The sequence below is a fragment of the Candidatus Accumulibacter sp. ACC007 genome, from assembly GCF_907163205.1.
GTDB lineage: Bacteria > Pseudomonadota > Gammaproteobacteria > Burkholderiales > Rhodocyclaceae > Accumulibacter > Accumulibacter regalis.
In genome coordinates, this window is record NZ_CAJQUD010000004.1 from 137,129 (window position 1) to 160,146 (window position 23,018).

Below are 23,018 nucleotides of genomic sequence, written 5' to 3' on the forward strand. Positions count from 1 at the left end.
CAATCCTGGTTCAGATGTATGCGCGCTCACCGCGGCGATCGCGACACTTGGCGCGTTTCAGCGACAGCGACCAGCATACCATCAACCCTGTACGCGTTGCCGTCGGAGAGAGGAGCAGGAACTTGGCGCCCGGGCGCAGCCCCGGCCGCTCGATCGTCATCTCCCGCCCCTGCGCTCATCGCGGCACAGCCTCGGGCGAACGCTCGTCGGGTATCTCCATGCGCCGTACGAGAGCGCGCAAGTGCTCGACAACCGGGACGGCCTGCTCGAAATCGCCACTCTTGGCATGCTGCTCAAGCAGCGTCGCCGGTTCGGTGAACACATCGTAACCGACCGTACCGCCCGCGCCTTTCAGCCAGTGCGCGAAACGCGCCAGTTCAGCGCCGTCACGCACGCTCCAGGCCTGCTCCATGATCGCCATTTGCTCGCCGATGCGCTGGCTGAACTTGATGACCGTCGCGCGAAAACGCGGATGCGTCGCGTAACGCGAAAGCACGGGAAGGCCCTCGTCGTCGTGCCTGGCGGGGTCTTCCGGCGCACGGCTTGCCGAAGCCGCCGGCAGCGGTCGCTCTGCTGCTGGCGCGACGACGCCGCGCGAGTCGCCGACAGCCGCTTCGACGTGAGGAATCGCGATGGCGGCCAGCGGCTGAACGCCGAGGACGCCGGCCGTCGTTTCAACCAGCCGATCGATATCGATGGGTTTCGTCAGGTAAGCCGAACAACCGGCAGCCAGAACGTCGCGCTCGAAACCCTTCATGGCGTTGGCGGTCAGCGCAACGATCGGCACGAGCAGACCGGCAGCGCGCAGTTTTCGGGTTGCTTCGAAACCGTCCATCACCGGCATCTGCATGTCCATCAGGATGACGTCGAAGCGCTGCGCGAGTGCCTTGTCGACGGCCACGGCGCCATTCTCCGCCTCGGCGATGAGCAGTCCATGCTCCTGCAGCACCAGCCTGACGAGTTCGCGGTTCTCCGGCCCATCGTCGACCACCAGCACATTGGCCGCCGGGAACGCCCAGCGCACGTCACCCGTACGGGTGGAAAGTGGCTCGAGCCTTGGCATCTCGGCGGGCGACAGCAGCGCCACCCCGGCCAGCGAACCGGTCTCCAGAGTGACGGCAAAAACGCTGCCCTCGCCCGGCGCACTACGGACGACAATGTCGCCACCGAGCGCACGCGCGAAGCGGCGGCTGATGGCCAGCCCGAGACCCGTGCCGCCGAAGCGCCGGTTGATCGTTTCGTCGGCCTGAATGAAGGCTTCGAAAAGGCGGTCGACCTGCGCTGGCGCAATACCGATGCCGCTGTCGATCACCTCGATGACCAGCTGCGGCGCTGGTCCCTGTTGATCAAGCCTGATCAAGACGCGCACGCCACCGCGTTCGGTGAACTTGATCGCGTTGCCGACCAGGTTGGTGACGATCTGCCGCAAGCGTGCCGGATCGCTGTGAATGCATGCCGGAATCGGCCCGCCCGCCTCGACGGTCAGCGACAGATTCTTCTCCCTCGCCTTGACGGCCAGCACATGCACGACTTCCTCACAGATGGTGTACGGCGCGCAGGCGATGCGTTCGACGTCGACGCGGCCGGCCTCGATCTTCGACAGGTCGAGGATGTCGTTGATCAGCCCGAGCAGGAACTGGCCGCTGCTGTGAATGGTATTCAGGTGGCTGCGCTCTTCCTCGGCGTTCTTGACGTAGCCGCGCTTGAGCAGGTCGGTAAAGCCGAGGATGGCATTCATCGGCGTGCGGATTTCATGACTCATGTTGGCCAGGAAGTCGCTCTTCGCGCGGTTGGCCGCCTCCGCCTGCGCCTGCGCCTGGCGCAGCTCGATTTCATTCTGCTGCAACTGGGTGACGTCGTCGAGACTGACCAGCACGCCGCCGGGTTTGCCGTTGCTGCCGAGCACCGGCGAACAATTGGCCATGAAGGTGCGGATCTTCGCGGAGGCATCGCTGATGCGCAGCAGGACGTTGCGCTGCACGGACGCGTCGCGCAACGAGGTCACCCACGGCAGGCTAGCCTCCGCCAAGACGGCACCGCCGGCACCGAGCCAGGGCAGGCTTGACGCCTGGCGCCCGACCAGCGCTTCCGGCGACTTACCCAGCATGGTCGAGAAGGCGTGGTTGGCGAGGACGATCTGCTGCTTGCGGTCGATCACCAGCAGTCCCTCGGCGAGGGTATCGAGCGCCTCGCGAACGCGCGCCGGCACGGCACGCGACGGGTCCAGATAGCGCAGGACCTTCGACAGATACAGGTAGAAGGCGATAAAGCCGGAAACGGCGAGGAAGCCGATGAGCAGCAACAAGGGGCTCTCGATCACTCCGCGCAGACCCGGCGCAGCGAGCGGGCGATAGCTCAGTTCCAGTTGCCCCCAACGCTTGCTGTCGGCCCGGATCGGAACCTTGAGCTGGCTGTCGGTCGAAAGCTCGCTATCCGGCAGGGTCCACGATCGGGCGTGATCGCCGACGCTCATCACCAACGTTCCATCGTCGCGACGCAGGCCTCCCGACAGCATCTCCGGGTTGCGCGTGACCATCAGCCCAAGCATGCTCTCGATCTGATCCGGCTGGTCAATGGCGATCAAGGTCATGGTGCTGGCGGCAATGCTCTCGGCCAGAGCGACGCGGCCATCACGCAAGGCACCGACCCGATCCGGGATAAGGCCCAGTACTGCGGCGACCAGCAGGATACTGGCGACCAGCGCCGCGAGTCCGAAAGAGACGTGGGTCTTGGTATTCAGAAAGCGCATCTTAGCTCCCAGGTGCCAGCGGGCTGGCAGCGTTGCCGGATGGCGCGGATTCGTCGGGCGCGACGAGATCGGCAACCGCAAACGGACCTTCGCCACCCTCGCCATCGCCATCGCCAACTAGCGATTCAAGCGAATCGTCGTCTTCATCGTCGTCATAGCCGTCGCCACCCACCCCACCCTGCTGCCGGGCAAGCACCGGGAAGGGGTCGAGGACACGCCACGCGGGCATCGACGAGAGCATGGCAGTGACCAGCACGCCGCCGCGAATCAGCCAGGCCACGTAGCCGACCGACAGACCGGAACTGACCGCCACTGCCGAGTTCAGCGCATATTTCTCGAAGGAAAGCCCTTCTTTGACGCTCTCGCGCAAGTCGTCGAGGTCGCGAGCGAAGGCTTCGGCCTTGCCGGCAGCACCTGAACCCGACTGAGCGAGCCCGGACAAGCCGAGCGACGAGCTGGCCTGATGGGCACCGAAATCGAAGAACTGAGGAAATTCGGCACTCATCCAGTCGGGTACGACGGCTATCCGATAGTTGGCCGCGAGCGCCGATTGGCGCGTACTCTCGACGACGACGGCGGCAGTTGCCGGGGCGTCCGTTGCCGACCCGGACGAACGGTTGGTCGCCAGACTCGTCGACAGGGAATAGCCAACCGTCAGGATCTGGTCGAGAGTAAGCGTGCCGGCAGGCGCAGCGCCGCCGTCAACGCTGCCCGCGGACGCTTCGGGCCCGGCCGCCTGGGCGGACGGCGCAGCCACGGCCGACGCCGGCACCTGATAGTCGCCGCGGGCTCCAACCGTATTCGCGTCGCCGGTGCCGGCGATGCTGCTGATCGGCGTGCGCCGGGCGCTGATCGTCTGGGTCCCGCTAACCGGCGGTGCTTCACCGTCGTCGACGGTGGCGGCAAGCGTCAGGTCGCCGCTGTAACTCGCATTCGGAACAAAGCGGACGCCTGCCAGGAGGCCATTGACGTCGGCGATCGGCCCGCTGGCGAACCAGGTACCGGTCGCCGCGTCGTAGCTCGCGCGCAGGCTTCCGGATTCGCTGCTGCTCAACGTCCCGGTTGCCGGGTCAGACAGGGTGAGCGTCACCGAGACGCGGCTGCTATCCACGTCGCTGACCACCATGCCGCCCACATCGAGCGCGTTGTTCGGCAGGTAAGTATGCGACCTGGTCAAGCCGATCACCCGCGGCGAGTCGGCAACCGGCGCAAGCGCGAGACGAACCGTCACCGGCGCGCTGACCGCATTCTGCGCGTCGATTGCCTGATAGGCGAACGCGGTAACCCCATTCCAGTCGGCCGCTGGCCGAAAATGCAGGGTCAGCGCGTTAGCGGTGGCGAGGTAGGGCACGCCAGTCAGGGCAGGCACGCTTGCCGCGGCGTCCAGATACAGGTTGCCGCCAGGCACCGGCAGCGACAGCAGGCGGAAGCTGGCGACAAGCCCATCGACATCGGCAGCGCTGAGCGCAATCACCAGCGGCTGGTCTTCGCTGCCGTTGGCGTTCACCGCGAACGCGGTCGGTACGTCGTTGCTGCCGACGATCACGATGCTGATCGACAGGCTGGTACCGTCGATACTGCTGACCACGAAGCTGTCGGCCAGGAGCTGCCCGCCGGCCAGCGTCTGCACTGCCGCCTGTTCGTTGTCCAGCGTATAGGTCCAGTCGCCGGCCGCACTTAGCGAGAAGACACCGTGGCCATTCGCCGAACCCCCGCTGGCGGCCACAAAGACAGCCTCGCCGACATCGGCGTCGCTGATCGACAGCCGGCCGCCAGTGACGAGGACGCCGTCCTCGCTCACCGTACTGCTGGTGACGCCGGAAATCAGCGCCGCATCGTTGATGTTGGCCACCGCCGCGGTCTGAGCGCTGCTCAGCGGACCTTCCAGCGTACCCTGGCCATCGAGGTAACTGACCTGCACGCTGATCCGGGTGCCCACGTCGGCGTCGCCCAGGGTGTAGCTCGAAGCACTGGCACCGGCGATCTCAACGCCGTCGCGCAGCCAGCGATAGCTGAAGCTGCCGAGGCCGTCGGCGTCGCTGATGGCGGAAACGTCGACGGTCAGCGTCTGGTCTTCGGTCGGCGTGCCGGTGATGCCCGGTATCCCGGCCGGGGGGTCATTGACCGCCGTGACGTCGACGGTCAGCGTGTTCGGCGTCGGGTCGAGGTCGACGCCGCCATTGGCCGTGCCGCCGTCGTCCTGCACCTGGAAGGCGAACGAGGCGTAGCCTGTTCCGTTGGCGTTGGCCGCCGGGGTGAACTTCAGCTTGCCGGCGATCAGGTCGGCGACGGCAATGCTCTGCCCGATGCCCACCGTCCCGCCATCGTTGCTCAGCGTGCCGGCCACGGGCAGGCTGCTGATGCGCAGCGCGGTGAGGACGTTGGCCGGGCTGTCGCTGCTATCGCTAAAACCGAAGTCGGCGGCGCTGAAGGTGTAGGTCGTATCCTCGAGCGTGGTGACGGTCCTGTCGGTGCCGGCCGGGGGGTCATTGACCGCCGTGACGTCGATGCTCAGCGTCCGCGGCGTCGGGTCGAGGTCGACACCGCCATTGTCGGTGCCGCCGGAGTCGCGCACCTGGAAGCCGAACGAGGCGTAGCCACTGCCGTTGGCGTTGCCCGCCGGGGTGAACTTCAGCTTGCCGTTGCTGATGTCGGCGACGACGATCGTCTGCCCGGAGCTCACCGCCACGCCATCGTTGCTCAAGGTGCCGACGACGGGCAGGCTGCTGATGCGCAGCGCGGCGAGGACATTGGCCGGGTTGTCGTTGGCGTCGCTGAAACCGAAGTCGGCGACGCTGAAAGTGTAGGCGGTATCCTCGAGCGTGGTGACGGTCCTGTCGGTCCCGGACGGCGCGTCGTTGACCGAGGTGACGCTGATGCCGGCGCTGGCGGTCGTCGTCGAGAAGGCGCTGCTGCCGCCGTTGCTGCTCGTGTCGGCGGTGGCCCCGGCCGTGCCGCTGCTCTGGTCCCAGGCGCGGAAGGTGAGGCCGCCGGCCACGCTTCCGTTCCAGTTGGCGTCGGGAACGAAACGCACCGAGGTGCTGGCATTCGCCGCCAGCAAGCGCGCGGCGCCAACACTCGGCGCGCTCGGCGTGCCGAAGTCGATCCACAACCCGCCGCCGTTGGTCGTGTACTGCCAGCGCCCGTTGCTGTCGTCGACCGCGACAACGGCGATGCCGGAGAACGCGCCGCTGTCTACATCGCTGACCCGGCCGGCGATCAGCGCCGACACCAGCGTGCCGTCGTTGCTCGCCGGGTCTTCGTCGATCGCGTTGAGATCGTTCGAACCGGTGAGGAGCGTGAGGATAGGGGCGTCGTTCACCGCGCTGACATTGACGGTCAGCGTGTTCGGCGTCGGGTCGAGGTCGATGCCGCCATTGGCCGTGCCGCCGTCGTCCTGCACCTGGAAGGCGAACGAGGCGTAGCCTGTTCCGTTGGCGTTGGCCGCCGGGGTGAACTTCAGCTTGCCGGCGATCAGGTCGGCGACGGCAATGCTCTGCCCGATGCCCACCGTCCCGACATCGTTGCTCAGCGTGCCGGCGACGGGCAGGCTGCTGATGCGCAGCGCGGTGAGGACGTTGGCCGGGCTGTCGCTGCTATCGCTGAAACCGAAGTCGGCAGCGCTGAAGGTGTAGGTCGTATCCTCGAGCGTGGTGACCGTCCTGTCGGTGCCGGCCGGGGGGTCATTGACCGCCGTGACGTCGATGCTCAGCGTCCGCGGCGTCGGGTCGAGGTCGACACCGCCATTGTCGGTGCCGCCGGAGTCGCGCACCTGGAAGCCGAACGAGGCGTAGCCACTGCCGTTGGCGTTGGCCGCCGGGGTGAACTTCAGCTTGCCGTTGCTGATGTCGGCGACGACGATCGTCTGCCCGGAACTCACCGCCACGCCATCGTTGCTCAAGGTGCCGGCGACGGGCAGGCTGCTGATGCGCAGCGCGGCGAGGACGTTGGCCGGGTTGTCGTTGGCGTCGCTGAAACCGAAGTCGGCGACGCTGAAGGTGTAGGCGGTATCCTCGAGCGTGGTGACGGTCCTGTCGGTCCCGGCCGGCGCGTCGTTGACCGAGGTGACGCTGATGCCGGCGCTGGCGGTCGTCGTCGAGAAGGCGCTGCTGCCGCCGTTGCTGCTCGTGTCGGCGGTGGCCCCGGCCGTGCCGCTGCTCTGGTCCCAGGCGCGGAAGGTGAGGCCGCCGGCCACGCTTCCGTTCCAGTTGGCGTCGGGAACGAAACGCACCGAGGTGCTGGCATTCGCCGCCAGCAAGCGCGCGGCGCCGACACTCGGCGCGCTCGGCGTGCTGAAGTCGATCCACAACCCGCCGCCGTTGGTCGTGTACTGCCAGCGCCCGTTGCTGTCGTCGACCGCGACAACGGCGATGCCGGAGAACGCGCCGCTGTCTACATCGCTGACCCGGCCGGCGATCAGCGCCGACACCAGCGTGCCGTCGTTGCTCGCCGGGTCTTCGTCGATCGCGTTGAGGTCGTTCGAACCCGTAAGGCTAGGAGCGTCGTTCTCGCCGCTGATGGTGATGATTACCGTGCCCGTTCCGCTGCCCCCCGAGCCGTTGCTCACGTCATAGGTGAAGCTGTCGCTGGCGCTACTACCCTGGGCAAGAGAATTGAAAGCGCCATTCGGGTCATAGACAAACGTCCCGTCGTCACTCATGTTCAGCGAAGCGCCCGAGGGCAAGGCGATGGTCGCGCCCACTGCGGCAGGACTACCGTTCACCGCCTCCACCAACATCGTTCCGGAAGGTGGATTGATGCCGTTGGCGAGTACGCTGGCGGCATTGAACGTCACTTCCTCGCCCGTGGCATAAAAATCATTGTCCACGCTCAAGGCGATGGGCCCATTCACCGTCACCAGCAGCGTGTCGGAGTCGAGAAGCGCCCCGGGCAGACCGCTATTGCCCTGGTCGCTGGTCTGGAGGGTCAGTCCCGCGGCGCCAGCGAAGTTGGTCGTCGGCGTGAATGTCATCCCGTCCAGCGCCGTGTTGATCGCGCCGATCGTCCCGGTGAAGGACATCGACGCCGTCCCATTGGCGCCTCCCGTGAAGTTCAGCCCGTCATCTCCGGAAAGCGCCAGGGTACCGCCGCTAGCGCTAAGCGTGACCTCGAGATCTGCATTTCCGGCATCGACGTCGGTGACGGAGATTCGATTGCCGTTCGTTGCCGAGAAGACCAGCGGCGTGTTGTAGGCCGTCGCCTGCGCCAAGGGCATGCCGTTTTGCGGAGCATCGTTCGTCGCGGTGACGTCGATGGTCATCGTTCGCGGCGTTGGATCCAGCCTGACACCACCGTTGGCCGTGCCGCCGTCGTCTCTTACCCGGAAGGTGAACGAGGCGTACCCGGCCCCGTTGGCATCGGCCGCTGGCGTGAACTTCAGTTTTCCGTTGGTGATGTCGGCGACGACAATGACTTGCCCCGAGCTCACCGCTACGCCGTTGTTGGTGAGCGTGCCGGCGACGGGCAGGCTGCTGATGCGCACCGCGTTGAAGTTATTGGCCGGGCTGTCGCTGGCGTCGCTGAAACCGAAGTCGGCGACGCTGAAGGTGTAGGCGGTATCCTCGAGCGTGGTGACGGTCCTGTCGGTCCCGGACGGCGCGTCGTTGACCGAGGTGACGCTGATGCCGGCGCTGGCGGTCGTCGTCGAGAAGGCGCTGCTGCCGCCGTTGCTGCTCGTGTCGGCGGTGGCCCCGGCCGTGCCGCTGCTCTGGTCCCAGGCGCGGAAGGTGAGGCCGCCGGCCACGCTTCCGTTCCAGTTGGCGTCGGGAACGAAACGCACCGAGGTGCTGGCATTCGCCGCCAGCAAGCGCGCGGCGCCGACGCTCGGCGCGCTCGGCGTGCTGAAGTCGATCCACAACCCGCCGCCGTTGGTCGTGTACTGCCAGCGCCCGTTGCTGTTGTCGACCGCGATGACGGCGATGCCGGAGAAGGCGCCGCTGTCCACATCGCTGACGTGACTGGCGATCAGCGCCGACACCAGCGTGCCGTCGTTGCTCGCCGGGTCTTCGTCGATCGCGTTGAGGTCGTTCGGACCGGTGAGGAGCGTGAGGATAGGGGCGTCGTTCACCGCGCTGACATTGACGGTCAGCGTGTTCGGCGTCGGGTCGAGGTCGACGCCGCCATTGGCCGTGCCACCGTCGTCCTGCACCTGGAAGGCGAACGAGGCGTAGCCTGTTCCGTTGGCGTTGGCCGCCGGGGTGAACTTCAGCTTGCCGGCGATCAGGTCGGCGACGGCAATGCTCTGCCCGATGCCCACCGTCCCGCCATCGTTGCTCAGCGTGCCGGCCACGGGCAGGCTGCTGATGCGCACCGCGGTGAGGACGTTGGCCGGGCTGTCGCTGCTATCGCTGAAACCGAAGTCGGCAGCGCTGAAGGTGTAGGTCGTATCCTCGAGCGTGGTGACGGTCCTGTCGGTGCCGGCCGGGGGGTCATTGACCGCCGTGACGTCGATGCTCAGCGTCCGCGGCGTCGGGTCGAGGTCGACACCGCCATTGTCGGTGCCGCCGGAGTCGCGCACCTGGAAGCCGAACGAGGCGTAGCCACTGCCGTTGGCGTTGGCCGCCGGGGTGAACTTCAGCTTGCCGTTGCTGATGTCGGCGACGACGATCGTCTGCCCGGAACTCACCGCCACGCCATCGTTGCTCAAGGTGCCGGCGACGGGCAGGCTGCTGATGCGCAGCGCGGTGAGGACGTTGGCCGGGTTGTCGTTGGCGTCGCTGAAACCGAAGTCGGCGACGCTGAAGGTGTAGGCGGTATCCTCGAGCGTGGTGACGGTCCTGTCGGTCCCGGCCGGCGCGTCGTTGACCGAGGTGACGCTGATGCCGGCGCTGGCGGTCGTCGTCGAGAAGGCGCTGCTGCCGCCGTTGCTGCTCGTGTCGGCGGTGGCCCCGGCCGTGCCGCTGCTCTGGTCCCAGGCGCGGAAGGTGAGGCCGCCGGCCACGCTTCCGTTCCAGTTGGCGTCGGGAACGAAACGCACCGAGGTGCTGGCATTCGCCGCCAGCAAGCGCGCGGCGCCGACACTCGGCGCGCTCGGCGTGCTGAAGTCGATCCACAACCCGCCGCCGTTGGTCGTGTACTGCCAGCGCCCGTTGCTGTCGTCGACCGCGACAACGGCGATGCCGGAGAACGCGCCGCTGTCTACATCGCTGACCCGGCCGGCGATCAGCGCCGACACCAGCGTGCCGTCGTTGCTCGCCGGGTCTTCGCCGATCGCGTTGAGATCGTTCGAACCGGTGAGGAGCGTGAGGATAGGGGCGTCGTTCACCGCGCTGACATTGACGGTCAGCGTGTTCGGCGTCGGGTCGAGGTCGACGCCGCCATTGGCCGTGCCGCCGTCGTCCTGCACCTGGAAGGCGAACGAGGCGTAGCCTGTTCCGTTGGCGTTGGCCGCCGGGGTGAACTTCAGCTTGCCGGCGATCAGGTCGGCGACGGCAATGCTCTGCCCAATGCCCACCGCCCCGCCATCGTTGCTCAGCGTGCCGGCCACGGGCAGGCTGCTGATGCGCAGCGCGGTGAGGACGTTGGCCGGGCTGTCGTTGCTATCGCTGAAACCGAAGTCGGCAGCGCTGAAGGTGTAGGTCGTATCCTCGAGCGTGGTGACCGTCCTGTCGGTGCCGGCCGGGGCATGGTTGACGACCGATGACGGACTCGTCGGCGCCACGTCGAGGTAGCTGCCGGCGATGCGTACTTCGTCGAGTGCGGCGTTGTTGCCTCCGAAGAGCGTACCGCCGGCAAGCGCAATGCGCGTGAAGGTGCCGAGGTCGAAGTCGCTCTTGGTGACGCTGCACACCGACGCCGCGGCATTGCTTCCCGGAGTCGGATTGACGTACAGCGTCATGCTGTCGGCGCCAGCGGCGAAGTCGATTCTTACCGTCAGCAGATAGGTCTGTCCGGCCTGCGGCGTGATTCCGGCGACCGTCACAGTACCGGTGCCGCCAGCCTTCTCGAGGATGAACTGGCTGCCTTTGTAGCCGGCAAAGGCGGGCGTGCCCACCCCGCTGCCGAATTCCAGCCCGATGTAGTCGGTGGGATTTGTCGCCCCCGGCCTGACCAGGAAACTCAACCAGGCGGTCGTCCCGTTAATGGCGATATTGCTGGCCAGGTCGCGCGTCTGCGTGACGAAGAACTGGAAGGCCGACAGTGATAACTCGGCGCTTCCGCCGCTGACCGGCATGGCGACGACCGGGTCCTGGAGCCCGGTCGCGGCGATGGTGGTCTTGCTTCCGACGCTGCTCCAGCCCGCCGCCCAGCCGCTGCCGCCGTTGGCAGCGTTGAAACTGCCCGGCGCGTAGGCGAACGGCTCGTAGGCGATCAGCGTGTATTCGTAGGCGCCGATGTCGGTCTGGCCAAGGCGGGCAGCGCCGCGCGGATCGGTCGACGGCGCCGCCGTGGCGTTCCCGGCATTGATTGCCGGGCTACCGGTGAGCAGGGCGTGGGTCCTGACCGTCCCGCCGTTGTACTGCAGCGGCCCCAACAGCGGATCGGTGTTGATCTCGTCACCCGTACCGGCGAGCCCGGCGGTGTTGGCGGTGTCGATGTTGTAGCCGAGCGAGGTCAAACTGCCGTTCGAGTTGCCACCGACGTTGTTGGCCAGGATGCTATTTTTCAGTGTGGCGCCGCCCGAGCCTTGCTTGTGGATCCCCCCGGCGCCGCCCGCTGAACTGTTGTTGGCAATCGTTGAGTTGGTGACCGTGATCACTGTATTCGTGTAGATGCCGCCGCCTTTCAGGATGGCCGCGTTGCCGCTCACCGTGACGTTGGTCAGCGACACGGAACCGCCGGAGTTGTAGATGCCCCCGCCGTCCTTGCTCGTGCTGTTGCCGCTGATCGTGACCCGATCGAGCACCACACCGCCGCCGTCGTTGTACAGGCCCCCACCCCACAACGACGCCGCGTTGTTGCTGATCGTGGTGTCGGTGGCGTTGAGTGTCCCGCTGTTGTACAGCCCCGCGGCGTCCTTGGTGGTCGTGTTTTCGGTGATCACGACGCGGAACAGGTTCAGGGTTGCGCCAGCCTGCACCCGCACACCGGCGCCGACACTGCTGGTGAGCGAGCCGCCGCGAATGGTGACATCGCTCAACGTTGCCGTGACGCCGGCCTGGATATCGAACACGCGATCGAGCGCGTTGCCGTCGATGACCGTCGATCCGCTGCCCGCGCCGGTGATCGTCACGTTGCCGCGCACGTCGAGGTCACCGCTGGCATTGAGATCTTCACCGGTACCCGGAAGGTTCAGCGTGTAGGTGCCGGGCAGCAACTGCACGGTGTCTGCACCGGGGTTGGCGTTGGCCTGGGTGATCGCCCAGCGCAAGGAGCCGACGGCGCCGTCGGCCTTGGTCGGGTCGGCGTTGTAGGTGGCGAGCAGCCCGGCCCAGTTGCTTTGCTCCGAGGGCGTCAAGGCCACGCGGGCTTCTATCGACCCGGACTCATACTCGAGCGTCCAGTTACCGCCGAGCACGGCGGCACCGGTCAGATCGGTGCTGGCCGCCACGTCGGCGCCGGTCAGCGCCGCCAACTCCTGCACCAGCTCTTGCCCGACGGCGCTTTGCGCGAGGTCGCACCCGTAGAGCAGCAGATCGGCGTCGGCGGTCAGCGCGGCGCCCCAACCGGCCACCTGATCGGCACGCGCCAGCAGGGTCTGCGCGTCAAGGCTCGTGGTTCCCAGTTGGAGCTGCCCGTCGCTGCCGTGTGACAACAGGTGAACGGCCGTCACGGCCTCGCGCTGAGCGAGCGTGTCGCTGATCACCGCGATGCCGTCAGCACCCACTTCGATACGCACGATTTCGATCACGCGGCCGGCGTCTCGCTCGGCCGAGAGGCCGGCTAGCAGCGACTCGGCGTTCGCCACCGACATGTCGACGAAGGCAATTTCGCGCGCGCCTACCGCTGACTCCCCGGCCGCCTGCGGCGCACGAGACAGCGCCGAAGCGTCCGCCTGCATGGCGCCGGAGGCCGCTGCCATAGCGGGCGCTTCGAGTTGGCGCACCTCGGCCTCACCGTCCCGATGATGCGCATCGAGCAGCCCGGCAGCGGCGTCTGCGGAATACAGGATGCGCGGCTCCAGCTCCTCGAGGAGCGGGCGCTGGCGTGCGGGCGGGTGGCGACGCAGAAACATGTGAGGGTGGGCGCTCTGTTTGTCGGTCAGTAAGAGCGCGACGGCTCGGCAGGCGAGACGCTGGCCTGGTTCGCGGCCAGCGGCAGGCTCGCCGGCCGGATCGACTTCGCCGGCACTACCGGGGACGTCCGAGCAGTCGGGGCGGCGGCTTGTGTGCCGCCCGACGACGGCAGGGCCAAACCGAAGTCGGCGAGACAGCGCAAGCCGGCGGGCAAGCTCAACTCCGGGTTGGGCAACTCCAGCTGGACGCGAAAGGTGTTACTCGGCGCATCGATCAGCTGGTCGACCAGCGTCACCTCGGCGCTCAGCGCGGCAACCTCGGGCAGCTGCGGCTGCACGCTGGCCAGCGCGCCGCGCTTGATCTTGCCGTACAGCGAAGCCGGAACGACCACCTGTACTTTCAGCGGATCGACCTTGGCCACCCGGAACAGCGGTTTCTCCTCGACGCGCTCGCCGACCGACAGGTAGCGCTCGGCGACGACACCGTCGAAGGGGCTGCGGATGCTGCGTTGCGCGAGTTGCGCCGCCGCCAGGCCGAGCTCGCGCTGCGCGACACGCTTCTGCTCCCCGGCCTGCACCAGTTTCTGTTCGGCCACCTCGTATTCGGTACGCACCTGATCGAGAGCCTGCTGCGAGATGAACTTCCTGCTCAACAGATCCTCGGTGCGCGCCAGTTTCTGGCGCGCAAAGCCGACATTGGCGCGCGCTGCCTGTTCGTCGGCGGCCGCCTGGGCGCGACTGCGGGCGACACCGACTGCGGCCCGCTCGACGTCGCCGCGCAGCAAGGCCAGGACCTGGCCCTTGCTCACCCGGTCGCCACGTTCGACGTGGATTTCGTCGATCACGCCGATCACCGGCGAGCCGACCTCGGCCACGCGCTCGGGCTCGATCAGGCAACCCATGGGCTGCGCGGCGGCCAGCGATCCGCTGACGCCGATCAGGCACAACATCCCCCAGTTGCGTGTTCTGCTCATGACTTCTTCTCCCTTGACGGATTTCATTCGAGCGGGCCGCCGAACGACAGGCGGCGATCCATGCTCTGGTCGTGTTGCAGCAGGCGCTTGCGTTCGAGCACGTGGCGACGCTCGATACGCCGCTGCACCAGCGCGGCGAGCGCCTGCACCGCCCGACTTGGCAGCGCTGCGGCCTGGGCGGCAAGCAGACGACGCGTGCCGCCTCCCAGTGCGGCCACGAACAGCGACGCATCGGCCGCCAACCAGGTTTCGACACTTCCCGGATCGCCCTGGCGTGCGCAGCGCCCCGCCAGCTGGCGATCGATGCGCCGGGCGGCGTTGAACTGACAACAGATGACGTGCAGGCCGCCGAGGTCGCTGACCCCTTTGCCGAGGGTGATATCGACCCCGCGGCCGGCCATGTTGGTGGCCACGGTTATTGCTCCGCGCTCGCCGGCGCGGGCAACGATTTCCGCTTCGGCGAGGTCGTTGCGCGCGTTGAGAATGGCGTGTGCGACGCCGCGCTGCTCCAGCAGCTGCGACAGCGCCTCGGAGTCGGCGACCGAGTCGGTACCGATCAGCACCGGCCGTCCGCTGTGCTGGAGCTCGACGACGCGGCAGGCAATGGCTTCCTGCAGCAGCTGGCGACTCGCAAACAGCCGACTGGGGAGAACCGTGCGCCGATTCGGGCGGCGCAAAGGCACGCACGACACCGCCAGGTCGTAGTGCGCGCGCAGTTCGCCGGCGGATTCGCTGAGCGTGCCGCTCAAGCCTGCAAGGCGCAGATAACGCGGAAAAAAGCGCTGATAGGTGATTTGCGCAGCGGTGACCTGGGCAGCAGTGGGCAGGCATTGTTCCTTGAGTTCGATCAGCTGATGCAAGCCGCGCGACCAGGCGCGGCCGGGCGCGACCCGCCCGGTGGTGTCGTCGATGATCAGCACCTTCCCGTCACGGACCAGGTAGTGGCGGTCGCGACGGTAAATATGCAGCGCTGCCAGGGCGCTGCGAATGGTCTCTTCACGATGCAGGCGGTTGCGCCAGACCGACGCCAGGGGCTGTACCAGCGCTTCGACCCGCTCTTTCCCCGACACCGTGAGCCGCGCTGTGCGCGCTGCCGGGTCCAGTCTGAAGTCGGGGCTGTCGGCAGCGCTGCCGAGCTGGCGCGCGATCTCCAGGGACTGCTTGAGATAGCCGGTCTCCTGTTCGTTGCCGACCGCCTGCGCGAGGATGAACGGCACCCGTGCCTCATCGATCAGGATGCTGTCGGCTTCATCGACGATGGCCATGCACAAGCCGCGCAGCAGCGGTGGCGAGGTTCCTTCGCCGCTCAGCTGGTCCACCCGCCGACGCAGCGGGTCGCGTGTCCGGCCGAGCCCATCACGGAGGTAGTCGAATACCAGTTCCCGAGCCGTACAGCAGGTAATGTCGCAGGCGTAGGCAGCGCGGCGTTCGCCGGCCTGCTGTCCCTGGATCACCGCGCCGACCGCCAGGCCGAGTGCGGCGTAGACCGGTCGCAGCAGGTCGGCGTCACGGGCGACCAGGTAATCGTTGGCGGTGACCACGTGCACCGGAATGCCGGCCAGCGCGGCAGTGGCGGCCGCCAGTGCCACGGCATAGGTCTTGCCCTCGCCGGTGGCCATCTCGGCCAGACGATTGCCGAGCACGATGTAGGCGGCGATGACCTGGGTGTCGAAAATTCGAATCTGGTGCTCGCGCTCGCAAGCAACACCGACCAGCGCAAAGGCGCTGGCGAGATGGGTATCGCGCATGCCGTCCGTCTGCAGCTGCAGCCGCAGCGTGCGTACAGCCTCCCTGAACTGCGCCTGGCCGAGTCGGCGAAACGCTCTGCGCTGGCCTGAAAATGCGCTCAGCAGGAGTGGCGGCGAATTCGACAGCAGCCCCTGCGCGCGATCGCCGAGCACCTTCAGCGCAGCCGGGAAGCGGCGCGTCTGCGGTTCGGCGGCAGCAGGCTGGCGTTCCGGGTAGTCGCCCCAGAACAACCCGGGGATCGGCAGGTCGGCGCATCTCATGGCAGATAGTCAGGGAGCCGGGCGTTCATTCGCCGGGATCGAAATGTTTCAGGAAGAGTTGGCTCGCGCGCCGGAAGACTTGCCCGGCCAGAGGTTCGAAACCGTGATCGAAACGGACCCAGGCCCGGCCGCCGACACGCTCCAGCGGCGCGCCCTTGAGCGTCAGGTCGATCAGGAAAACCGGCGCGATGCTGCGGCGGCCGTCCGGGTCGCCTGGATCGGTGGCGTAGGGCCCGCCCGCCCGCTCGCCAAGTGCCGGGCTGGGCAAGAGGTGCGAGGCGGCAGGCTCATCCTGGCTGAGACTCGCCGAGAGTACCCTGCCCGGCGCCTCGGCGAGGCGCACTTCGGCGTGACGGGTACGATTGCGCACCAGATGCGCGTCCTCGTCGGCAAGCGCGGCGCGGACGCGCAACTCGCTCGCTTCAAGGACGTAACCGAGGTTCGTGCCCTGACGGCTGAAGGTCCCCGGCAGGTCGTCCTGGCGCGGCATGACCAGGGTGCCGGCGACCTTGGCGCGCACTTCGAGCTGGCCGATGCGCTGCTCGGCACGCGCGAGTTCGGCCTCGGTACGGGCGATCTGTTCGGCGAGGTTCTGCGCGCCGGTCGGGTCGCGCAGGAGAAGCTGGTACTGGTCGGCCTGCAGCCCGCCGAGACGACCGGTCAACTGCTCGCGGGCGGCCAGGAGGTCGATATTCTCGAGGACCACGAGCAGGTCGCCAGGCTGTACCGACTGTCCGTCGCGAACCGGCAGCTGGCTGATGAAACCGTCGACCTCGGGACGCACCTGCGCTTGCTCGGGCAACCACACGACCGCCGGGGCGACGGTCGATAAGGGCAACGGCAAAACGAAAAGCAGGACACCGGGAATCGCCAGCAGCAGCGCAATGCCGGTACGCACACGGGTCAGTTCCGACCCCGGCGCGGCGGCGGCAAGCGCGTGCCTGACCCAGTTGCCGATCGGTCGCACGAGCATCGAAGCCGTCAGATAGATCGCCGCGACGACGCCGAGGAGAAACCACTTGGCGCCGAACCAGAGAATGATCGCCACTGAAATCAGCAGCCGGTAGGCGAAGGAGAGCGGCGCGTAGAGCAGCAGCCACTTCAATTCACCGGCAACGTACTGCGGTGCCTCACCCGGCGCATGCAGCAGGTGGCGGCGCACCAGATAACTCCACCAGGCGCTGCTGCGAGTCGCCAGATTCGGCAGGTCAAGCAGATCGCAGAGGACGTAGTAAGCATCGAAGCGGAGCAGCGGATTGCCGTTGAACAACAGCGTCGAGACGCCGCCGATGAACATCACCACCAGCGCGACGTCGCGCACCAGCCCCGGCTGAACGTTCAACCACAGCAGCAGCGCGAGCGCGGCAAGCGTCGTTTCGACCATGATTCCGGCCGCGGCGACGGCTGCCCGCTGGCTGCGCCGCGCAAAGCCGGAGGACGCCGATGCGTCGACGTACGGTGCCGGCACCAGCACCAGCAGGGCAACGCCGATCTCGTGCACTTCGCCTCCCCAGCGCCTGATCGCCAGAGCGTGTCCGAGCTCGTGCAGGGCCTTGACGAGCGGGAAAATGAGCCAGGCGAGCGCCAGATAAGTGGGCGTCAGCATCTGCGTTCGGACTTCGGCCTGCAGCTCGCTCCAGTTGGCCCCGGCCGCCAGCAAGGCGACGGCGACGAGCGCCAGCCAAACCCACAACAGCGCCGGACGAAAGAGCAGCGAGGCCAGAGGATCGAGGCGCGGCAACCACGACGAGGGGTCGCCCAGGGGCAGGCGGAAGGCAAAGGGATTGACCATCGCCCGGCGCCGGCGGCGACGACGCTCGGTGCGCCTCTGGAAGAGCACTGCGGTATCCGGCGTGTGCTCGCACTGCAGCAGCTCGTGCTCGTTGAGCTGCGCCAGCAGCGCAATCACCTCGTCCTGGGTCGGCGCCGCATCGCCGAGCGTCGCCAGGACGCTGTCCCAGACCCCCTGCACGTCGTGGCGTCCATCGCAACGACCAATGAACTGGTAGGCCGGATCGTTGATCAGGTGCTGGCGCCCGGTCGCCGTATCGGAAAGCAGGTACCAGGGCTGGCCGCGCCGGTTCTGGCGTTGCGTCCGTACCTGTGGGCGCAGGCGGGGATGAAGTTGAGCGACTCGATACCACTGCGTGCTGAACAGCGATTGCGTCATTTCAAAGCCCCCATGTCCACGTCGCCATGCGCAGCCAGTCGCCGATGCGATGCGTCGCCACCCAAGCCAGCGATCGGGTCCCGGCATCGATCTTGGCGACGCCTCTCAGCCCTGGGCGCAACCCGGCGGGCGGCTGCCCGAAAGCGGCCTCGATTTCGAAGGCATTGCGCCCCTCCAGGGTGAGTGCCATCGGGCTGATACGGGTCACCGCGAAGTCGAGCCGCTCACCGGGCAGAGCCGACAGCGCCAACTGGCCACGCTGACCGAGAATGACGCCGCCGATGCTGCGCTCATCGACTTCGATGATCAGCCGGAAAGCGTCTCGCGGGGCCAGAGTGAGCAAGACGTCGCCGCGCTGCACCGGCGCGCCAAGCGCTTGCGACAGGTCGCCCTGGATGACCAGACCGTCGATCGGGGCAGTGACCTGGCTGCGCACCAGTTGCGCTTGTGCCAGCTCGAGTTGCGCACCGGCCTCGGCAGCTCGCCCCTGGGCGATGGCGTACTGGCTGCGGTCGGCGCGAGCCAGGGCCGCTGCAGCGCTGTTCTGGTGCTGGGTGAGTTCGGCTTCCCATTTGCGGTTCTGCAGCAGCAGATCCTGCTGCGCGAGTTCGACCAGCACCTGCCCGACCGCGACGACGTCGCCGGGGTGCACGTGCGCGGCGCGCAAATAGCCATCGCTGGGGGCTGCCAGCACGCGCTGGGTTGCGCCTTCGAGCCGCGCCGGTGCACCGATACGGTGGCTGACCGGGAACATGACCAGGGCAATGATCGCCACCAGCCCACCTAGCCAGGCCAGCCGCCGCGTGTGCCGCCCGGATCCGCCCCAGTAGCCGCGCAGCGCTTCACTGGCGCGCGCCGACCAGCCCAGTTCAGCCCGCTGTTTGAGTGCCAGCAATGGCGAAAGCATGCAGACGAGAGGCTCGATAACGCGCAACTCGTCGGCGGTGACGGCACGCTGACGCTCGAAGCACAGGCAACCGATCGTTTGACCGGCGTCGATCAACGGGACGCTGAGCAGCGTGCCCGAACCCTGCGCGGCCAGTCGGGCGTGTGCCTGGACAACGCGCGGTGCTGCCTCGGGAGGCAGCGGATAGACAATCGAGACATTCTGGTCGATGGCTTCCAGCATGGCCAGGGTCAGCGCCTGCGAAAGTTCCTCGCCGTGACCAGAGCCGGCGGTAGGCGACACGGCAACGAGCGTCACGCCCGCACGCGTAGAGAGCCCGACGCTGACGCGATCGAAACCGAGGGTGCAGGCCAGTTCGCTGCACAGCGCGCTGGCTGCCTGGGCGAGCGGCTGCGGAGCAAGGAGTGGCGTCTGCAGCTGCAGCAGCCGGCGCTGCGCCGCGTCGGATGGCCTTGCGATTTCGCTCATCGTCTTCCTTCCTGCCTCCCCGATCGGGCATGCGGCCGAGCCTTTCCGGAACCCGCACGGATGGCGAAGCCGGGTTGCTGGCTTTTTCCAGGCCACAGGCTTCTAACGGCTTAAACAGAAGGGTCTTTAGGGGCAGTTCAGGAGAAATTGCGGATATTGCTTCAGCCGCCGTCGTCAGCAGGGGACGAACGGCAAGCGCAGTTGGGCGGGCAGCGATAGTTCGCTGCGCTCAGAAACCCCGTCGCTTAGTGCTGTTCCGGCCTCTTTCGTGGCTCGTCGGTTCCCGGCGCAAGAAACATCCCGACGCCGAGAAGGATCAGCAGGACAGGCCACCAGGTACGCAGCAATTGCCCCAGATCGGCGTCAAACAGGCCCAGGTTGCTGGCCAGCGCCAGGCCACCGACCACGATCAGCGCGATGGCGCCAAGATTCCCTCTCATCCTTCTTCCTCCCCGGTGCGCCGCGCTGATCGCCACGGCGAATGGCTCACGGCACAAAGAGATCGACGTAATCGTTCACCGCCAGCGTCCCCAGGCCACGTACGTCGAGAGACGACTTGAGGATGACGGCCTGCTGCGCGGAGTTGAATTGCCGGGCCAGGTGTTTCCTGAACTTCTCGAGCAGAACCGGGATCCCTTCCGCGCGTCGGCGACGGTGGCCCAGCGGGTATTCGCAGATCAACTCGTCTGTCGCACTGCCGTCGGTGAAGAAGACCTGTAGCGCGTTGGCGATCGAACGCTTCTCGGGATTCAGGTAGTCCGCCGAGAAACGTGCTTCCTCGACCACTTCGATTTTCGCGCGCAAGGCGTCAATGCGCGGATCCGCCGCTGCTTCGTCCTCGTAGGCGTCAGCGCTGAGGGCGCCGTTGATGAGGGCAAAAGCAACCATGTACTGCAGGCAATGATCGCGATCCGCGGGATTGTGCAGCGGCCCGTGCTTGTCGATGATACGCAGCGCGGATTCGTGCGTACGGATGACGACTCTTTCGATGCTCGCCAACCGCTGCCACACCTGCGAATGCAGTTCAACGGCCGACTCGACCGCCGTCTGGGCGTGAAACTCGGCCGGAAAACTGATCTTGAAGAGGATGTTCTCGATCACGTAGCTGCCGAACGGTCGTGCCACGCGCAAGGCTTGCCCCCTGAACAGCGCGTCCTGGAAGCCCCACGTGCGGGCAGTCAGCGCGCTTGGATAACCCATCTCGCCCTTGAGCGAAAACAGGGCCAGCATGACCCCGCGCGCGGTCGCATCGCCGGCGGCCCAGGACTTGCGCGAACCGGTGTTCGGCGCGTGCCGATAGGTGCGCAGCGGATGGCCATCGACGAAAGCCTGTGAAACGGCGTTGATGACCTGCTCGCGCTGGCCACCCATCAGCCAGGTGCACACGGCCGCCGTCGCCACCTTGACCAGCAGGACGTGATCCAGGCCGACGCGATTGAAGCTGTTCTCCAGCGCCAGCACGCCCTGTATCTCGTAGGCCTTGATCATCGCTTCAAGAACCTGGCGCATCTGCAGCGGCGCCTGGCCACTGGCAAGACGGGTTTGCGACAGCCAGTCGGCGGTGGCCAGAATGCCGCCCAGATTGTCCGAGGGGTGACCCCATTCAGCCGCCAGCCAGGTGTCATTGAAGTCCAGCCAGCGGATCAGGGTGCCGATGTTGAAGGCCGCCTGAATCGGGTCCAGCTGATAGCGGGTACCGGGAACGCGGGCGCCGTGGGGCACCACGGTACCGGGAACGACCGGCCCGAGCAGTTTGGTACATGCCGGGTAGGCGAGCGCTTCGAGGCCACAACCGAGGGCGTCGATCAGGCAATAGCGTGCGGTATTGAAGGCCGCACTCGACTCGACCTTGAAATCCAGAACGTAACTGGCGATATCGACCAGCAACTGATCGGGTTCGGGGCGAGACTCGGCAATTCGTGATGACATGGTGCGACTCCTGCTGCTCTGCCGGGCCGCCCGGCGATGGCCAGGCAGCGACCTGCGCTGCGCTGGCCCGCTCAGAAAATCGGCACGAGACGGAATTCTAGTGTACTGCCGCGTTCTTGATGAGGCCTTCAGCGACCCTGACAGCAGCGTGAAACCGTAGGGTGGCTGGAGTTCGCCCGGCCCATACCGCTGCCCGCGTCGCCAAATCCGGGCAACCATTCCCCAGCCACCGTCATTGCGAGGAGGCGTAGCCGACGCGGCAATCCAGTTCCATTCTCTGACGACTGGTGCGCCACGTCAGCCAGGCGAAAAACAAAACCTCTGGATGGCCACGTCGGCTACGCCTCCTCGCAATGACCTGCGGGCGGCTGTGGCGCCACATTTCCGACGCCACTTTCAGCAAGACGGAGAGCCGCTTGAAACCATCTCGTCGCCGGTATTCCCAGGTTTCATTCTGCGTGCAACACTAGCTTCGTTCGGTCAGCGAGACGAATTCCTGCACCTCCGGCCCGACGTAGTTGGCCGAAGGACGAATCAGCTTGCCGTCGATGCGTTGCTCGATGATGTGTGCGGCCCAGCCGCTGGTGCGGGCGATCACGAACAGCGGCGTGAACATCGGCGTCGGCACGGCCAGCATGTGATAGGCCACTCCCGAGAACCAATCGACATTGGGGAACATCCGCTTCTGCTCCCACATCACCTGCTCGATTCGACTGGCAATGTCGAACAGCGCCTGATTGTCGCCATTGCTGCACAACTGCTGCGCGACGGCGCGGATCACCTTGTTGCGCGGATCGGCGATGGTGTACAGGGGGTGACCGAAGCCAATGATGATCTCCCGCCTGGCCAGCCGGCTGCAGATGTCGCTCTCGGCGTGCTGCGCATCGTTGTAACGGCTCTGGATCTCGAATGCCGCCTCATTGGCGCCGCCGTGTCGGGGACCGCTGAGCGCGCCAATGGCGCCACTGACCGCGGCGTACAGGTCGGCACCGGTTCCGGCGATGGTTCGCGCCGTAAAGGTTGAGGCGTTGAACTCGTGCTCGGCATAGAGCACCAGCGATTTGTCCAGGCTGCTGGCGTGCAGCGCCGACGGCGCCTTGCCGCAGAGCAGGTGCAGAAAGTGCGCGGCGATCGAGTCGTCGTCGGTCTCCGTTTCGATGCGCCGACCATTGTGCGACCAGTGATACCAGTACAGCAGCATGGACCCGAAACTGGCAATCAGCCGGTCGGCAATCTCGCGCGCGCCACCGGGGTTGTGATCCTGCGCCTCAGGCAGGATGGTTCCCAGCGCCGAGCACCCGCTGCGCAGCACATCGGTCGGGTGCGCCGACGCCGGCAGGTTTTCGAGGACCGGCCGCAGACGCACCGGCAGGCCGCGCAGCGTCTTCAGCTTCTTGCGGTACTGGCTGAGCTGGTTAACGCTCGGCAAGCGCCCGTAGAGGAGCAAATAGGCCACTTCTTCGTAAGTGGCGTGCTCGGCAAGGGCGATGACATCGTAGCCGCGGTAGTGGAGGTCATTGCCGTTGCGGCCGACCGCACAGATGGCCGTGTCGCCGGCCACCACGCCGGAGAGCGCCACCGATTTCTTGCCTTTTGGCGCCTCGCTCGTCGCCACTTCGTTGCCGAGCACCTCGTCCATCAACGCTCCCCTGGCCACCAGGCCTGCACGCTGTGGATGAGTATTCCCGAGCTTGCCTA

9 protein-coding genes are annotated in these 23,018 nt (G+C 66.7%); all 9 read right to left on the minus strand.

The features are described from left to right. Positions 1–175: 175 nt before the first annotated feature. The 9 genes from QZ634_RS12860 to prpC all read right to left on the minus strand — a co-directional run bounded on the left by QZ634_RS12860 (position 176) and on the right by prpC (position 22,959). Entirely contained in the window at positions 176–2,749 is a 2,574-nt protein-coding gene (locus QZ634_RS12860; RefSeq protein ID WP_291988933.1) for an ATP-binding protein, read from the minus strand. 1 nt (position 2,750) lies between these two features. Then, the gene (locus QZ634_RS12865; RefSeq protein WP_291988935.1) at positions 2,751–12,863 is read right to left on the minus strand and encodes an Ig-like domain-containing protein; all 10,113 of its coding nucleotides are present in this window, start codon (positions 12,861–12,863) and stop codon (positions 2,751–2,753) included. Positions 12,864–12,889: 26 nt separating this feature from the next. Continuing rightward, positions 12,890–13,837 (minus strand): efflux RND transporter periplasmic adaptor subunit, encoded by a 948-nt coding sequence (locus QZ634_RS12870; RefSeq protein WP_291988936.1) that lies wholly within the window; start codon positions 13,835–13,837, stop codon positions 12,890–12,892. Between the two features lie 23 nt (positions 13,838–13,860). Further along, positions 13,861–15,846: a hypothetical protein gene (locus QZ634_RS12875; protein WP_291988938.1), complete on the minus strand. Its 1,986-nt coding sequence runs from the start codon at positions 15,844–15,846 to the stop codon at positions 13,861–13,863. 25 nt (positions 15,847–15,871) lie between these two features. Then, positions 15,872–18,016 (minus strand): biotin/lipoyl-binding protein, encoded by a 2,145-nt coding sequence (locus tag QZ634_RS12880; protein ID WP_291988940.1) that lies wholly within the window; start codon positions 18,014–18,016, stop codon positions 15,872–15,874. A gap of 1 nt (position 18,017) precedes the next feature. After that, positions 18,018–19,391, minus strand: a complete 1,374-nt coding sequence (locus QZ634_RS12885) for an HlyD family efflux transporter periplasmic adaptor subunit (RefSeq protein WP_291988942.1) — start codon at positions 19,389–19,391, stop codon at positions 18,018–18,020. Between the two features lie 245 nt (positions 19,392–19,636). Continuing rightward, a complete protein-coding gene (locus QZ634_RS12890; protein WP_291988945.1) occupies positions 19,637–19,831 on the minus strand; it encodes a DUF5668 domain-containing protein in 195 nt (64 codons plus the stop codon). A gap of 46 nt (positions 19,832–19,877) precedes the next feature. Beyond that, the gene (locus tag QZ634_RS12895) at positions 19,878–21,320 is read right to left on the minus strand and encodes a bifunctional 2-methylcitrate dehydratase/aconitate hydratase (protein ID WP_291988947.1); all 1,443 of its coding nucleotides are present in this window, start codon (positions 21,318–21,320) and stop codon (positions 19,878–19,880) included. 466 nt (positions 21,321–21,786) lie between these two features. Further along, positions 21,787–22,959 (minus strand): 2-methylcitrate synthase, encoded by a 1,173-nt coding sequence (prpC, locus tag QZ634_RS12900; protein ID WP_291988950.1) that lies wholly within the window; start codon positions 22,957–22,959, stop codon positions 21,787–21,789. Positions 22,960–23,018 lie beyond the last annotated feature (59 nt).